General features: G+C 70.6%; 11 protein-coding genes. 6 read left to right on the top strand and 5 right to left on the bottom strand.

The window, feature by feature from the left end:
• Positions 1-2: 2 nt before the first annotated feature.
• The gene (locus OG584_RS20610) at positions 3-506 is read right to left on the bottom strand and encodes a MarR family winged helix-turn-helix transcriptional regulator (RefSeq protein ID WP_405779856.1); all 504 of its coding nucleotides are present in this window, start codon (positions 504-506) and stop codon (positions 3-5) included.
• A 95-nt stretch (positions 507-601) separates the two neighbouring features.
• Here OG584_RS20610 and OG584_RS20605 point away from each other — a divergent pair, with 95 nt between their 5' ends.
• From OG584_RS20605 to OG584_RS20590, 4 genes are all read left to right on the top strand, one after another.
• Entirely contained in the window at positions 602-1,783 is a 1,182-nt protein-coding gene (locus OG584_RS20605) for a PP2C family protein-serine/threonine phosphatase (RefSeq protein WP_405779855.1), read from the top strand.
• A 238-nt stretch (positions 1,784-2,021) separates the two neighbouring features.
• A complete protein-coding gene (locus OG584_RS20600; RefSeq protein WP_405779854.1) occupies positions 2,022-3,716 on the top strand; it encodes a PP2C family protein-serine/threonine phosphatase in 1,695 nt (564 codons plus the stop codon).
• On the top strand, positions 3,713-4,807 hold the full coding sequence (locus OG584_RS20595; protein WP_405779852.1) for a B12-binding domain-containing protein: 1,095 nt from the start codon (positions 3,713-3,715) through the stop codon (positions 4,805-4,807). The genes OG584_RS20600 and OG584_RS20595 overlap by 4 nt, the downstream gene beginning before the upstream one ends.
• On the top strand, positions 4,804-5,253 hold the full coding sequence (locus OG584_RS20590) for an STAS domain-containing protein (RefSeq protein WP_405779850.1): 450 nt from the start codon (positions 4,804-4,806) through the stop codon (positions 5,251-5,253). The genes OG584_RS20595 and OG584_RS20590 overlap by 4 nt, the downstream gene beginning before the upstream one ends.
• A 632-nt stretch (positions 5,254-5,885) precedes the next feature.
• Here OG584_RS20590 and OG584_RS20585 read toward each other — a convergent pair.
• Both OG584_RS20585 and OG584_RS20580 read right to left on the bottom strand, forming a co-directional pair.
• Complete coding sequence (locus OG584_RS20585) at positions 5,886-6,497, bottom strand: hypothetical protein (protein ID WP_405779848.1); 612 nt, start codon at positions 6,495-6,497, stop codon at positions 5,886-5,888.
• A gap of 581 nt (positions 6,498-7,078) precedes the next feature.
• Positions 7,079-8,518 carry an MATE family efflux transporter gene (locus OG584_RS20580; RefSeq protein WP_405779846.1) on the bottom strand — a complete coding sequence of 480 codons (1,440 nt, stop codon included), beginning with the start codon at positions 8,516-8,518 and terminating at the stop codon, positions 7,079-7,081.
• 213 nt (positions 8,519-8,731) lie between these two features.
• On the opposite strand from OG584_RS20580, the gene OG584_RS20575 reads away from it, so the two are divergent.
• Complete coding sequence (locus tag OG584_RS20575) at positions 8,732-9,580, top strand: class I SAM-dependent methyltransferase (protein ID WP_405779844.1); 849 nt, start codon at positions 8,732-8,734, stop codon at positions 9,578-9,580.
• A 254-nt stretch (positions 9,581-9,834) separates the two neighbouring features.
• Here OG584_RS20575 and OG584_RS20570 read toward each other — a convergent pair whose 3' ends face one another.
• Entirely contained in the window at positions 9,835-11,685 is a 1,851-nt protein-coding gene (locus OG584_RS20570) for an MFS transporter (protein WP_405784192.1), read from the bottom strand.
• Between the two features lie 134 nt (positions 11,686-11,819).
• Positions 11,820-14,363, bottom strand: a complete 2,544-nt coding sequence (locus OG584_RS20565; protein WP_405779842.1) for a D-alanyl-D-alanine carboxypeptidase — start codon at positions 14,361-14,363, stop codon at positions 11,820-11,822.
• Positions 14,364-14,556: 193 nt separating this feature from the next.
• Here OG584_RS20565 and OG584_RS20560 point away from each other — a divergent pair, with 193 nt between their 5' ends.
• Positions 14,557-15,270, top strand: a complete 714-nt coding sequence (locus tag OG584_RS20560; protein ID WP_405779841.1) for a GPP34 family phosphoprotein — start codon at positions 14,557-14,559, stop codon at positions 15,268-15,270.
• Positions 15,271-15,595 lie beyond the last annotated feature (325 nt).

Raw genomic sequence — 15,595 nt, 5'->3', positions numbered from 1 at the left:
CCTCAGGCGCTCTCGTGGAACTGGTCGCCCAGCCGGTCGTCCGCGTGCGGGAGCGGTTCGGTGACGGCTTCGCAGAAGGCGGCGAGGCCGGTGGTCAGGGCATCGCGTGTGGTGGGTGTCATGCGGTTCATGACCTGGCGGAGGGCTTGCTCGCGGCGGCGTCGGATCTCGTGCAGGTGTGCGGTGCCGGCCTCGGTGAGTGTCAGCTGCATCTCACGGCGGTTGTCCGGCCTTGGGGTCCTGCGGAGGAAGCCGGCGGCCTGGAGGCGGTCGCAGATGCGCGTGGCGGAGGGCGCGGCTACCGACAGGTGATGGCGCAGAGCGCTCAGGTTGATACCGGGCTCGTGCTCAATGATGTACATCACACGGGTCTGTGCGGCCGAGACGGGTGCTGTGCTCAGGATGTCACGGCTGCGGTCCCAGGCGATTTCCAGGAGCTCCAGAACGTGACTGACTTCAAGGGTGTCGGGCACCTGCTGGTGGAGGGCGATGGGGTCCTCGCGCATGTGACACTCCCGTGTGAGCATTTCGTGCTCGGCCGGCTGGTCGATGTGAACAGCCGCGTGATGAAGATATGCCAAAGAAAGCAGGCCGGGAACCGGTGGACAGACCCAGCGCGGTCGAGCGATTGCTGCGTGAGGCCGCGCCTCATGAGGTTTTCGACGTGGTCCGGGCCCTGATCGAGCGGCGCCACGGCGCGGTCGCCGTCGAGCTGTTGATGGCCGACTACGCCCTGACGCAACTCCAGCCCGTGGGGGTTCTCCCGCAGACCCATGACCCGGTGCCGGTCCATGGCACCGCTCCGGGACGCACCTTCAGCACCCAGCAGCCGCACTGGGTGCACGACCCCGCCGTATCCACCGTAACGGTCTACCTGCCTGTCAGCGTCCGCGGGGACCGGCTCGGCGTGCTCAGGGTTCAGCTGCCCGTCGACGGGAGCGACGTCGACGCCGAGGTGCTGGAGGATCTCGCGGAGTGCGCCGGTGCGCTGGCGCACGAGATCGTCGTCGCGGAGCGCGACACCGATCTGTTCCTGCAGGCCCGCCGGGCGGAGCGGCTGACTCTGGCCGCGGAGATGCAGTGGCAGTTGCTGCCGGGGCGTTCGTGCGCCCGGCCGGAGTACAGCCTCGGCGCCCAGCTGGAACCCGCCTACGCGATCTTCGGCGACAGCTTCGACTGGTCCGCGTCCGCCGACGAACTGATCCTTACGGTCAGCAACGGCATGGGCGAAGGCATCGAAGCCACCCTGCTCACCAATCTCGCCATCAACGCCCTGCGCAACGCCCGCCGCGCCGGCCTGGATCTTGCCGCCCAGGCTCTCCTGGCCGACCAGGCCATCTACGGCCGGCACCAGGGGCAGCAGTTCCTGTCCACCCTGCTGCTCCGCTTCCACCTCCCCACCGGCAAAGCCGAAATCATCGACGCCGGTTCACCCCGCATCTGGCGGCTGCGCGCCGGGAACGTCGAGGCGATCGAGCTGGAGGCACAGATGCCTCTGGGGATGTTCGAGGACACCGCGTACACACCTCAGCATTTCGAGGTCGAGCCCGGGGACCGGCTGCTGTTCATCAGTGACGGTGTGTACGACGCGCTGTCACCCGCGGGCGAGAAGTACAGCCTTCACGCCCTGGCCAGGGCGATCACCAGCACGCGGCTGCTGCCCGCTTCCCAGGTGCCCAGGGCGATGCTGCAGGAGCTGCTGGGGCACCGCGGCACTGGTCCTGCTACGGACGACTGCCTGGTCGTATGCCTGGACTGGCACGGCCGGCCGGCCACCGGCTGACGCCAGCCCCGGTCCTCGCGCCCTTCGTTTGCGCCCTTCGTTTACGCCCTCACTTGTGTTCTTTGTGTGAAGGAACTGGGCGTTCGCCCCGGAATGGGCGCCCCGCACGCCGACTTCGGGGACCCGTACGCGCGGTTGGGTTGCTATCCCGAGCACGACTGCGGGATGGTTGCCGGAAGGTAAATGTTCTTCCGTCCAGTTGGAAGGTGGTGCGGTTCGCCACAGGCGAGCCCCCTCCATGGCCTCCACCAAGGGAATCACCGTTACGAAAACTGAGCAGCAACCGACGCCCGGAATGACGCCCGCCATATGGGGCATGGCCCCGTATCCCGTGATCGTGGCCGACGCCGCAGGCAGCGTCGTGGAACTGAATCCCGCCGCCTCCCTGCTGCTGGAGGGCGTGACGCCCGGAGCCAGCATGGCCGAGACGGTGCCGGGATGGCTTGCCCAGGGGCACGACGACGCGAGCGGGCGGGTCACTCTGCCGGGCCAGGGCTCACAGGGCGCCGGCGCACTTCCGTCGATCACCGGACGGATCGCCGCCCAGAGCTTCGAAGCGCATCCCACCCGGAGCGAGAACGGGAATGTGGTGTGGTGGCTCGTCGAGGACACCGACCGCCGTCTCGCCGAAGAAGCGCTCGCCGAGGAGCGGGAGCGCACCATGTTCCTCGCGGAGGCCTCCAGTGTTCTGCTCGCTTCGTTGAATACCGACAGGTGCATGCTCGCCACCGCCCAGCTTGCCGCCGAATACCTCACGGACGTAGCCGTCGTCGTCGCCCCTTCCTCGGGCCGCAGGCTGCCCGTCGCGCACGCCACGGCGGGCCAGGACGTCACTCGCGGCCTGGTCGACGCCGACCCGTCGCAACTGCCGGGTCTGAGTGAGGCGCTGCAGGGGTTCCCACCCGTACCCTCGCGCTGGATCGACCCCACTGCCCTGCCCGCGTGGGTCCTGCCGGAAGGGTTCACCGGGACGATCGGATCGGTCGTCGTGACGCCGCTGCCTGGGCACGGCGTGCCTGCCGGGGCGCTGATCCTGCTCCGCCGCACCGGGCAGAGCGGGTTCACCGAGAACGAGGAGATCTTCGCCCGGCTGTTCGCAGCGCGGGCCGGTGCCGCCCTGTCCGCCGCCCGGCTGTACGCGGAACAGAGCGACATCACCAGCACACTGATGCGCGATCTGCTGCCGCCGGAGCTGCACCGGGTCAACGGGGTGGAGTTCGCGGGCGGCTACCAGGCCGCCGGGGCCAGGGAGAGAGTCGGAGGCGACTTCTACGACGTCCACCCCGGGAGCACAGCCGCGGACGCGTCCCTCGTGGTGCTGGGCGACGTCTGCGGCAAAGGTCTGGACGCAGCCGTCCTGACCGGCAAGATCCGCAACACTCTTCAGGCGCTCACCCCGATGTCCGACGACCACGAGCGGATGCTGCAGCTCCTCAACGGAGCGCTCCTCAACTCCCACCACACCCGCTTCGCGACCATGGTCATGGCCTCGGTCCGGCGCACCGACAGCCAGGTCCGCCTCCGTCTCACATCGGCGGGCCACCCCGCGCCGCTGATCGTGCGGACCGACGGCACCGTCGAAGAGGTCCCCACGTACGGCACCCTGATCGGCGCCCTGCCCGACACCGAAGCGCACACCGTGGAAACCGTCCTCCAGCCGGGCGAGACGTGCCTGCTCTACACCGACGGAATCACCGAGGCCCGCGGAGGGCCCCTGGGTGACGAAATGTACGGCGACCAGCGTCTGAAGCGCGCTCTGTCCGAATGCGCCGACATGCCGAGCGAGGCAGTCGTCGAACGGATCCAGATGCTCGCCTCCCAGTGGCTCCACGGCGGCAGCCACGACGACATGGCGGTCGTGGCGATCACCGCGCCCCGCACCACACATCTGAGTGCGGTGAACGGCCACACTCGGGGCAGGTACACCGCATGAACGTGATGACCACCGGTGCCCACGACATCCACACACTGCGGGACCAGCTGTGGGCGGCTGTGACAGACCGTGACGAATTCGGTGCGGCGGGTGTCGTGTTCGCCGCGCTGGACAGCGGAATGGATGCCGAGACGGCGCTCCTCGACGTCATCGCACCGGTACAGAGGAAGGTCGGCACCGAGTGGGCGGCCAACCGCCTCACCGTCGCCCAGGAGCACGCCGCCAGCGCCATCGCCGAGCGCGTCGTCGCCGCCCTCGCCCACCACCCCGCCACCCGCACCGCGCCCCATCTCGGCCGGATCACTGTGGCCTGTGTCGACCAGGAATGGCACTCCCTCCCGGCCCGGCTCCTCACCGAAGTCCTCTCCCTGCGGGGCTGGCATGTCGACTTCCTCGGCGCCCAGGTCCCGACGCCGCACCTCATCGCCCATCTCCACAGCAGCGGCGCGGACGCGGTCGCGCTCTCCTCCTCCCTCCCCACCCGGCTGCCGACCGCCCATGCCGCGATCACCGCCTGCCAGGCCATAGGCATTCCGGTGCTGGTGGGCGGGGCCGCCTTCGGACCCGACGGACGCTACGCACGCCTGCTGGGTGCCAACGCCTGGGCCCCGGACGCCCGTTCCGCCGCCCAGCAGCTCACGGACGGGATCCCGGTACACAGCGTGGCCGGCGGGCGGCAGCAGATCGACGACCTGCCCCACCTGACCGACCAGGAATACACCCTCGTCACACGCTCCCAGGGACAGCTCGTCAAGCAGGTCCTGACCCAGCTGGAGGAGCGGTTCCCGGCGATGGCCGCCTACAGCGAGCAGCAACGCGAGCGCACCGCCGAGGACATCGCGCACATCGTCGAGTTCCTGGCCGTCGCTCTCTACACCGACGACGACGACCTGTTCACCACGTTCATGACCTGGACCGCCGGCATCCTCACCGCCCGCAACGTCCCCGCCCGGTCCCTGCACCCCGCCCTGGACATCCTGGCGACCGAGCTCAAGGACTTCCCCCGATCCATCCGGCTGCTCGACCAGGCACGGCTCGCCCTGGACAGCACCCTCGTCACAACCGGCCCACACCCCGGAGCTCTCGGATGACTCTTCCCCGCCCCTCCTTCGCCCTCACCGTGGAACCCGGGCCGGACACCGCGCATCTACGGCTCACCGGGGAACTGGACTACGACACCTGCGCCGAACTCACCCGGCGGGCCGGCACGTGCCTGGCCGAGAATCCACGGCTGCGCGAACTGCACCTGGACTGCGCGCACCTCACGCTGTGCGACTCCATGGGCCTGTCCACCCTCATCCAGATCCACCGCAACGCCACCGCACACCAGGTCCGCCTCCACCTGGACAACGCGCCGCCCTTCCTGGAACGGCTCCTGGCCATCACCGGCACGCGGCGCCTCTTCGCTCAGGTCCAGGTCCAGGACCAGAGCCACCAGGCCCAGGCCCGGGGCGGGCAGACGGATGAGCCGCACGACGAACGTCCGCCCGTACGAAAGCAGTTCAGCAGCACCCCACCCCACACCCCCTGTCTTTAGCGTCGGCTGTCTTTAGCGTCGGCCCGGGTCCCACCCTGCCTCTTGCGGGAGTCGACCGGTCGCCCGCCTCCCGAGCACGGGGAATGACGGTGCACGTCAGCCGCGGCCCCGACGGGCCCACCAGTGGCCGCCGGGTGGCGCAGAGGAATCGGGCCAGGTCGTAGCGGTGTAGAGGGCGTCGAGTGGTTGGACCATGTCTCGCAGCTCACGCGCCGGCCGCGATGGCAGCGCATGGAGGGCAAGTTCCAGGACAGCGCGTTCGTCGGTGATGGAGAAGGGGTCACACAGGGGACAGCCTCGCCCGTCCGCGAGAGCGAAACCGGGATCGCGGGCCGCTCTCGACCATTGCCGGAGTGCTTGGGCTACCGCACCTGGCCAGAGCCGGTCGCGTTCAAGGGCGGTGACCGCGCTTGCGAGGGCGCTGGAGCCACGCGCCAGACCCGGTACCGGTGTTCTGTACGGTTGCCGTCCTGTGCGACGACTGACACGGCGGAGCCGGGACGGCCGATTACGCGGCATCGTCCTTTCTGGATCGCTTGTTCATGAGCACACCATGCCACGTCAGCCCTGCATTTCGCGCCGGGAACAACAGCGTTCCTTCAGCGATCTCATGACCCGCTCACCAGGCCCCCTCAGCCGATCCCGAAGGAGACGACGACGCGGGCCGGGGAACGCAAGGTGTCGTGGGTGAGGGAACTGCGTTCCACCAGTACATCCACGACCGGGCCGGGCCCCGCGGTCCGATAACTCCACGCGGGCCCCCTGAGAGCCGGGCCGCACAGCCCTTCGGGAAGCTCGCTCTCACCCTCGCCGAGGGCGTACGCGCCGCCAAAGCCCCCGTCCAGCAGGGGCTTTCCCTCCGGAACGAGTCCCGTGCGGTGCAGGTAGCCGGGCATCCGATCGCTCCGGAAGGACACCTGAGCCCTGCCGTCCCCGGTCACGTAGTGGATCTCCGAGGCGTCAGCGGGGATCGGCGCTCCCCCGGCGGAGATCACCGCCGGAAGCTCCGTGTCGCTGCCCCCACAGGCGCGGCCGTCGCCGAACGGATGGAGCAACTCGCCGCGGAACAACCAGCAGAAGCCTCCTGCCAGCAGGACGAGGACCGCCACCACAGCGGCCGGACCCGCCAGCCGTCGCCGCGCGCCGGGCCCTGCCCGAGCGGTTTCGCGGATGCCTCCGGGCTGCGAAGTTTCCGCGATGCCACCCGGAACGGCTCTCCCGCCGCCCCCTCCCCCGTCACGCATGGACGTCCCCCCTCGCATTGCCCGCACCCCGGTCGGTTCCGTCTGCGGCAGACCTGCCACCACAGAACGTAACTCGCCACAGCCGCCCGCACGTTGACCAGCAGTGTGCCTCCAGGAGGTGATCGTCCCGCCTCGCGTCGGCGACCTTGCCCCGTCCGGGCAAACCCACCGGCAGTGTGGCCAGTTGGGGACGGTCTCGCGATGATCCGGGGAAGCGGACTCAGCTCCCTGGCATCCCGGACCGGGCCGCCGGCCGGAAGTCCGGCGCTGCCGGCGCTCCCCGGTATCTCAGCTTGTGGTCCTCGGTGGGCTCCCACACCTGCCGGCAGCCCGTGCAGTACCAGCGCCATCGGTCGGGCGTCTTCGGAGCGGTGGTGCTGGTGTCCTTCCACAGCAGGCGGTATTCGCGGCAGTGCGGGCATTGCGGCGTTCTCAGCACCCTGGGGTCCCTCCTCGGCTATCCCCTCACCCTTGTGCTTCAGCCGTGGTGCGTCCCGCGGACTCGCTGCCGCCACCCGTACGAGCGACGGGGAGCCGCGGCCGCTCGGGCGACCGGCGCGGGCATCCGTTCGGGCCGCCCTTCAGAGCAGGTCGCCGCGGCTCTCCGGGCCGGCGGCACCGCCACCGGAAGTGGCACCGCTGCCGGCGCCGGTGCTCGTCCCGGTCGTCGTCCCACCCGCGGGCCCTGCCACCACCGTCCGATCCGTTCCGCCCACGATCCGGCGGCTGTGGCGCAGGAACGAAAATGTCTTCGTCCCCGCCTGGAGAAGGTTCGCGCAGGCGAGCGCCGCCCACAGGCCGGTCAGGCCGTACGTGTCGCCCACCGGGACCGCCAGGACGGCAAGCACCCCGAACCACACCGCAGTCGACACCAGGCTCGGGCCGGTCCGTTTCAGGCCGACCAGCGCGAAACCCGCCACCGCCTGCAGCGCGTCCGCCACCACCACCGCGAGGACCAGCGGCAGCAGCCTCATCACCTGGTGGCTGAGCGAAGCGTCCGTGGTGAACAGGCCCACCACCGGGCCCCGCAGTGCCAGCAGAGCCGCTCCCAGCACCGTGACCGCGCTCAGCGCCACCCGGACGCCCGCACCCACACTGCCGCGGACACTGCGGAGGTCACGCCGAGCCGCGTAGTCGGCGATCAGCGGGACCGTGGACTGGCCCACCGCGACCGCCGCGGTGAAGATGACGTTCACCAGCGACTCCGAGACACCGTGCACGGCTGCCGCGTCGGTACTGATCCGGGCCGCGGCGAACGTCAGAACGCCCAGTACCGAGAACTTCACCAGGACCGTTCCGCCCAGCGGGATGCCCACAGCGGCCAGGCGCAGCACGCGCCGTGGGTCCGGCAGGCCCGGCCGCAGCGACCGGCCGGTCAGTACGGTCCCGCGGCGCAGGGCGAGTTGGTTGAGCCCGGTGCTGATCAGGCCGGCCGCGAGCATGGCCACGCCGGCGCCGGTCAGCCCGTAGCTCGGGAGCGGGCCGAGGCCGCCGACCAGCAGGACCGAGAGGGTGACCGATACGGCGGTGCCCACCAGGCCGGAACGCATCACCTGCGCCGACCGGCCAAGCGCCACCAGAACGGATGTCGCCGAGTTGCCCACGGCGATGAGCAGCACACTGGCCGCCAGCATCCATGGCAGCGGGCCCAGTTGGTGGAGCACCGCGGGCTGCACACCCCACAGGCCGCCGATGAGAGGCACCGCCGCGACCGCTGCCGCGCACACACCGCCCACCGCGAACGCCAGCCACATACCGCTGCGCACCAGGGGCAGCAGCGCGTCCGGGTCGTCACGGTGGGGCGTGATGAACGGCATCACCCCGCGCAGCGCACCCGCCACCGTGGCGGTGGCGGGTGCGAAGACCGCCACCGCCACCGCGAACGCGGCCAGCGAGGCGGTGGCATGCCGGCCGAGGAGCACGGTGTCGACGAGTGAACCGGCGGATGCGGCGAGTGTCGTCACGTAAAGCGGGGCGGCGGTCCTGGCGATGGCCATGAACGTGCTGCGTTCGTTGCTCACATACGCAGATCCTGCCACTCGGGCCGACCGCGCGCGAAGGAACCCGGGGGCGGCCGCCCGGCCCTCCGCAGGCATACGGGCGCCGGGTTCTCTTCACGCCGGCCCCATCCGCACGTGACTAGGGTCTCGAGCGGCCGGGTGACCGCACGAAGGAGGATGCACGGAAGTGGGACACAGGTGGACACGGCGGATGTGTACGGAGGCGATGTGCGGGTGAGCACGGCATTCGATGTGCACGAACGGCAGTTGTGGGCCGGGCGGGCGACCGCCTACGGAGTCAGCTTCGCCGCTCTGTGCGCGCATACGGTGGAGGACGTGCTGGACGCGGCCGGTGTCGGGGGTGTCCTGGGCGCCGATGCCACCGGCGGCCCTGAGGCCGGGGGCCCCTCCGTGCTGGATGTGGGGTGCGGGACCGGGAGCGTCTCGTCCGCCGCCGTGGCCCGCGGGGCGCGTGTCACCGGGGTGGACGCCGACCGGACCATGGTCGACACGGCCCGCGCACGGGTGCCGGGGGCCGCTTTCCAGGAGGGGGCCCTCCCTCTGCTGCCCTTCTCCGACGGCGAGTTCGAGGCCGTTGTCGGGAACTTCGTCATCAACCATGTGGGCGACCCGCGGGCCGCGCTGAACGGGATGCGACGGGTGGTGCGGCCCGGCGGCCGGGTGGCCGTCACCATCTGGGGCGGGTCCGCGGCCGCCGGGCAGGCGCTGCTCTGGCGGGCCGTGGAGGCCGCCGGGGTCGAGCGGCCGGGCGGGCTGCCGCGGCTGGCTGCGGAGGCCGAGTTCCCCAGGACCGAGGAGGGCTTCGGCGCGCTGCTGGGCGCGGCGGGGCTGCGTGACGTGAAGTGCGCGCCGGTCGTCTGGGACCACCTCGTCGACCCCGATGTCTGGTGGGCCGGGGCCGTCGCCGGGGTGGCCACCATCGGACACGTACTGGGCGGGCTGACGGACGGCGTACGCGCCCGGGTGAAGCGGGAGTACGACGTCCTGGCCCGGGAGTTCACCACGGCGAGCGGTGAACTCGCCCTGCCGCACACGGCATTGCTGGCTGCCGGGTCGCGCTGAGGACACAGCGGCAGAGGGAGTCAGGCCCTGAGGGCACGGAGGTCGTCCGGCACCCTGAGGGCACGGAGGTCGCCCGGCACCCTGAGGGCACGGAGGTCGCCCGGCACCCTGAGGGCACGGGCGCACCCGGCACGCCGACGGCGGCTCGCTCCCGGGCACCCGGCCGAGCGGCGGCGCTCCGGGCTCCGGGCTCCGGGCTCCGGGCTCCGGGCTCCGGGCTCCGGGCTCCGGGCTCCGGGCTCCGGGCTCCGGTGTCAGTGTGCCGGGCCGCCCGCGGGCTGCGTGTCCTTCAGCTCGTCCGGGCAGGGCGTCCCGCGGGGCAGCCGGTAGGGCGAAGCCAGACGGTAGACACCGGCCTTCGGGGCGACCAGTTCCGTCCACTCGTCGCCGTCCGCGTCCTTGTCCGTCTTCACCAGGCAGCCGTGCGTGTTGGAGAAGACCTTCGGCTGTCCTTCGCCGCGTCCCTTCGACGCCTCTGTCTCCTGCGGCGGCTCCACGCTCTTGCCCTTGCCGTCGACCAGGCCGAGCCACGGCGAGTAAGGAATCCGGATCAGCACCCGGCCCGGCTTCCGCACGCGGACGGTCAGCTCGCCCTCCTCCGCACGGTCGACGGTCCCCGGCGGGTCGGCCATCGGAGTTGGCCTGTCGACCGCGAACAGCTGCCAGTTGTCGTCGCCCCAGAGCCGCTTCAGATAGGGCAGCCCGTCCTGGACGAGCTTCTCCTCCTGGCCTGCGCCGGTGTCCGGCGCCCCCGTGGGCAGTACGACGTACCGCACCGCCCAGCGCGAGAGCCAGGCCCGGTAGCTGATCGAGTCGAGCGTGTCGTCGTAGAAGACGGGATTCCGCTCCATGTCGGCCTGCCGGTTCCAGCCGCGGGCGAGGTTGACGTACGGGGAGAGCGCGGAGGCCTCCCGGTGGCTCTTGGCCGGGACCACCTCGACCCGGCCCCTGGCCGCGCCGTGCTTCTGGAGTTCGTTGACCAGCGGGGCGAGTTCACGGGTCCAGGAGGCGGCGGGGGCGGTGCGCACCACGTCGTCGACGCTCTTGAAGCCGATCCACACGTTGAGCCCGACGAACGCGATCACCACCACGTACCACTTGCGTGACTTCGGCACCGTGTAGGGAAGCGCCGCGAGCAGCACCACACCGGCGAAGATCATCGGCAGCCGGGAGACGTTCGAGCCGATCTGCGAGTCGATCAGCCAGGTCAGGATGACACCCAGCGAATAGACGGCAGCTCCCGTACGGACCGTCCGCCACTTCTTGGGGACCAGGAAGAGGACGAACACCCCGTACAGGAGGGGGAGCGAGGCCGTCCCGACGGACATCGGCTGGGTGCCGGAGAACGGGAACAGCCAGGCGGACAGCGCGACCACGGCGACCGGTGCGAGCCCCAGCGCATAGGCGCCGGGCCGCCGCTTGTTGAGGAAGAGGGCCGCGGCGACCACTCCGAGGAACAACCCCGCCACCGGACTGCTGGCGGTCGCGATCCCGGCGAGCGGAGCGGCGACCCAGGCCTTCGCCCAGCGGCGCTCGCGCCAGCGGTGCGGCCAGCAGAAGACGGCCGCCACCGCGCCCACCGCGAACATCAGGCCCAGGCCGAACGTGACCCGTCCCGACAGCGCGTTGCAGAGGAACGCGAAGTCGGCGGCGAGCGCGCACAGCAGCGGATTGCGGACGGCGCGCAGCCGCACCAGGATCAGCGCGGTCAGCGCGGCCGAGACGGTGCCGGCGATCATCATCGTCGTACGGACACCGAGTACGGACATCAGGTACGGCGACACCACGCTGTACGAGACGGGGTGCATACCGCCGTACCAGGCGAGGTTGTACGCGGACGCGGGGTGGCGGCCGACGAACTCGGCCCAGGCGTCCTGTGCCGCGAGGTCGCCGCCGCTGTTGGCGAAGAAGAAGAACCAGAGGATGTGTGCGACGGCGGCCACGGCCGTCGCGGTGGCGACGGGGTGGGCGGCCGGCCAGGACCACGGCACCCGGCCCGGTGGCTGCTGATCCGGCCCGTCACCTCGTGAGAGCAGGCCGAGGCGGCCCCCGCTGCGGGGGCCGCCTCTTCCTTCGTCTTCACGTATCGGGTCTGCAGTGGTCACCAAGGCTCGCTCTCCTGCGAAGGAGGACGCAGTCCCCGCGCCCAGAGTTGCCCAGCGACGCTAACACGTACGAAACGGGCTGCCGCCGCCGGTCGCGAGGGCGGCCGGGCACCCTGGAGCGCCCGGCCGCGTGCTCAGCCGACGCGGGTCAGCTTGTCGCCGAAGCCGGGCTCCGTGAGGTCCTTCTGGAGGGCGACCGGGGCACTCACCTTGCCCGGACCGGAGCCGACGGTCAGCTGACCGACAACCGTCCCGGCCTTCGCCGAGTGCGGAATCGCCTTACTGGAACCGATCTTGATTCCGACCTTCAGACCGGCCCATCCGGCCGCCTCGAAGTCCTTGGTCGCGACGACCGGGGTCTGCCCGCCGAGCCCGTCGTCCACGTACCCGACGACCTGCCCCTTCTTCACCACGTCGCGCGACGTCAGAGCGGACTGGGTGGCGAGTAGCGCTGTCTTGCTCACCGCGTTCACCGTGTCGATGATCGGCGTCTTGTGCTGCGAGAGGATCGCTCCGACTACGTACTGCGTCGTGCCGCCGACCTGCTGCTTCGCGGCGAAGAGCAGGCTGGCGCCGGCGTCGGTGGTGGAACCGGTCTTGATGCCGAGAGTGCCGTTGTAGGGCACGAGCCGGTTGTAGTTGCTCCAGGTCTTGCCCGACGGGTCCTTCCAGGTCGGCTGCTTCGTGATGTCCATCAGCGCGGGGATCTTCACGAGCTCCTCGCCGAGCTTCACCTGGTCGGACGCCGTGCTGACGGTGGAAGCGGTCAGCCCCGAGGGGTCGGTGTACTTCGTGTGCGTCATCCCGAGCTTCTTGGCGGTGTCGTTCATCTTCTTCACGAACGCCGCTTCCGAGCCCGAGTCCCAGCGGGACAGCAGCCGTGCGACGTTGTTCGCCGACGGGACCATGATCGCGCTCAGGGCGTCCTGCTCGGAGAGGACGTCGCCCTTCTTGATGGTGTTGAGCGTCGACTCGTTGTGGCTCGTGTCGTAGTGCCCCTCCTTCTCCGCCGTGGCGTCGACCGGGATGGAGGCACCCTTCGCACCGGGCTTCATCGGATGGCTCTGCATGATCAGGTAGGCCGTCATCGACTTGGCCATGCTCGCGATCGGCACGGGCTTGTCGTCCCCGAACCTGTCCACGGCGCCGAGACCGGCCACGGAGATCTGCCCCTGGCCCTCGTTCGGCCACGGCAGCGAGACCTTGGACCCGCCGAAGGAGTACGACGGCGCGGCGGTCAGCGTGAGGGACGGGTCCGGAAGCGGCCTTACCGCCTGTACGACTGCAAAGATGATCACCGCGAGGATGACCAGCGGCGTCCAGATCTTGAACCGCCGTACGACGGTGCGCACCGGAGTCTCCGGCGGAGCCGGCTTATTGGTCAGCTCGGCGAGCAGGTCGAGCGGCGGCTTGGGCGGCAGCGGCTGCTGCCGGGTCGGCTCGACGATGCCGGGCTGCGCGGGCCCGGCGGACCCGGTCGCGGCGGTGGCACCTGTGGCCCCGGTGGCAGCCGGGATCCCGCTGGGCGGCTTGGCGGGCGACGGGACCGGGGCGGACTTCTTCTTCCGCTCGCCGGGCACGTCGTCGGGCCGCAGCGGCACGAAGGTGCTGCGCTTCAGCGTGGTGGTGGGCTGGTCGACCACCGGGCGGGACGGGACGCGGAAGACACCGGTGGGCTGGTCGATGCCCTTCTGGTCGGCTTCCTCCGGACCGGCCTTGGGATCGGCCTTGGGGTCGGCCTTGGGGTCGGCCTTGGGGTCGGCTTTCGGGCCGCCTTCCTGGGCTGCCTTCGCTTCAGCATTTGCGCCCGCTACGCCAGGCGAGGCAGCAGCCGGCTCGGCGTCGGGCGTGTCGTCGCCGTCGGTACCGCTGCCGACCTCCGCCGCGTCACTGGTCTCGGCGTCCGCGCCGGGCGTGTCGTCACTTCCGGCGCCGGTTTCCGGTTCGGCGGCGGCAGCAGCAGGCTTCACCTCCGGCCTGTCCGCCTCCGATCCGGCTTCCGCTTCGGCCTCGGCTTCGTCCGCACCGGAGCCGCCATCGGCATCGGCATCGGCATCGGCATCGGCACCCAGCGTGCCCGCGCCTGCGTCTACCCCCGCACCCGCATCTGCGGCGCTTCCGCCCACTGCATCCGCTTCGCCCGCAGAATCCCCTGTCGCCTCGTCAGAGGCCGCCTCGCCGTCCGCTCCAGCGGGGTCGCCCGCACCGCCCGAAGCCCCCGTGACGGCCTCGGCGCCCTGCGGGGCGCCTGGAGCACCCTTGGGCGCACCGGAGGCGGACGGGGTCAAGGAGGCGTCCCGCGCGTCCTCGCCTGCCGGTGCCGGCTCCTGAGCGGGTTCCGGGGCCGCGCTGTTCTCGCCGCCGGTTTCGGGCGTGTCGGCAGCACCCTCGGGCAGTACCCGGGTCTCGTCGACGTCCGGGGTGCCGCTCCCGCCGCTCTCACCGGACGTACCCGACGCACCGGACGCGTCCGACGGGCCGGACGGTTCGTCCGCCCCCGCGACCCACGCGGCCACCGCCTCACGCAGCCGGGCGTCGCCCGACTGCGACCCGGACACCGCGCTCGCCTCCGGATCCGGTACCGAGCGGAAGACCGCAAGCCTCGGATCGTTCGTATCCGGAGTCGTTCCCTCTGACGACTTCCGCTGCTCCGTCTTGTCGGGGGACTCGCCCGCCACCGATGCCTCCTGGATACGCCGCGGCGGGAATTCCGCCTGTCCGAACCATCTACCAGTGTCCTGTGTGGGCGCTTAACCGCTGCACTGGACAAGAACGACATACATCTAGATTCACGTACAAAAAACCCAGGCGCTCTCGACAGACCAATGTGAGAGGGGTCACCCTGTCACTCATCCACGCGGGGAGGCATGGATGGGCAGGAGCCGCAGAACGATTCCGGAAGAGCTTCTGTTGCTCGCTCTGGACCCGACCACGGGTACCACAGCGCAGCCGCAGTCGCTCGACCTCGGCCTGGCCGGAGCCCAGCTAGTAGAGCTGGCTCTGGCAGGACGGATAGCCCCGGACGGGGATCGTATCGCCGTGGTGATGGCACGGCCGACAGGAGATCCGACACTGGACTCCGCACTGGAACTGCTGCGCAGGCGCGGCAGCCCGGTACGGGCAGTCCACTGGATCGGCGGGCCCCGACTGGGGCTCCGCCAGATTTATCTCGCTCATCTGGAGCGGTGCGGCATGGTGCATGCCGTGGCGGGCCAGATGTGCGGAGTGCTGCCGACGACTCGCTACCAAGCGACGGAGACAGCCATCAGCCGGGACATCAGAGCCCGGCTGGACAGTGCGATCCGCACCGGCGTACCGCCGGACCCGCGGACCGCGGCGCTCGCCGCGCTCGCTCACGCAGTGGGGCTCGGCAAGCACCTCTACCCCGGCAACGAGGGGCGTTCATCGCGCTCCCGTCTCCGGGACCTGATCAGACACGACCCCATGGGCGGTCTCGTGGCGCACGCGGTCATGGACGTCCAGAACGGTGTGGCGGCACAGCCGCGCCGTGCAGCACCGGCACCGGGCAATGCCGCGCCGATGCAGTCGCACCACGGGCCCATGGCCCGCGTGGCGGCGCACTGAGCCCAGCCGCAAGGGATGAGCTCGACCGCACCAGCAGTCACCACCGCATCACGAGCAGCACCAGCACAGAAGAGCACCACAGGGCACGACAGAGATCTCAGGGCAATCGGAGTTCCGGCGCACCCCGGGACACCGGAGCGCTGGAATCACCGCTCCACCAGGACCGCCGCACCGACGTCCCCACAGACCCGGTTCGGGAGCCGCAACACGAGCGCGCGGGGCCGGCACGTCGCCGGCCCCGCGCGCTCACTCTCTGGCCATTTCCCAGCGCAACGCGTTGCATTGATGGCAATCTGCTGAGCAGTAAGACCTACCGGCACATTGC

Origin of the sequence: Streptomyces sp. NBC_00859 (genome assembly GCF_045161865.1) — a bacterium.
Taxonomy (GTDB): Bacteria; Actinomycetota; Actinomycetes; order Streptomycetales; family Streptomycetaceae; genus Streptomyces.
Note: the sequence above shows the minus strand (reverse complement) of the source record. Positions and strands in the feature narration are given on the sequence as shown.

Bases quoted from the DNA above. Each gene is read 5' to 3' on its own strand.
- OG584_RS20585 (WP_405779848.1), bottom strand. From the start codon at position 6,497: ATGCGTGACGGGGGAGGGGGCGGCGGGAGAGCCGTTCCGGGTGGCATC.
- OG584_RS20560 (WP_405779841.1), top strand. From the start codon at position 14,557: ATGGGCAGGAGCCGCAGAACGATTCCGGAAGAGCTTCTGTTGCTCGCT.
- OG584_RS20590 (WP_405779850.1), top strand. From the start codon at position 4,804: ATGACTCTTCCCCGCCCCTCCTTCGCCCTCACCGTGGAACCCGGGCCG.
- OG584_RS20610 (WP_405779856.1), bottom strand. From the start codon at position 506: ATGCGCGAGGACCCCATCGCCCTCCACCAGCAGGTGCCCGACACCCTT.
- OG584_RS20595 (WP_405779852.1), top strand. From the start codon at position 3,713: ATGAACGTGATGACCACCGGTGCCCACGACATCCACACACTGCGGGAC.
- OG584_RS20600 (WP_405779854.1), top strand. From the start codon at position 2,022: ATGGCCTCCACCAAGGGAATCACCGTTACGAAAACTGAGCAGCAACCG.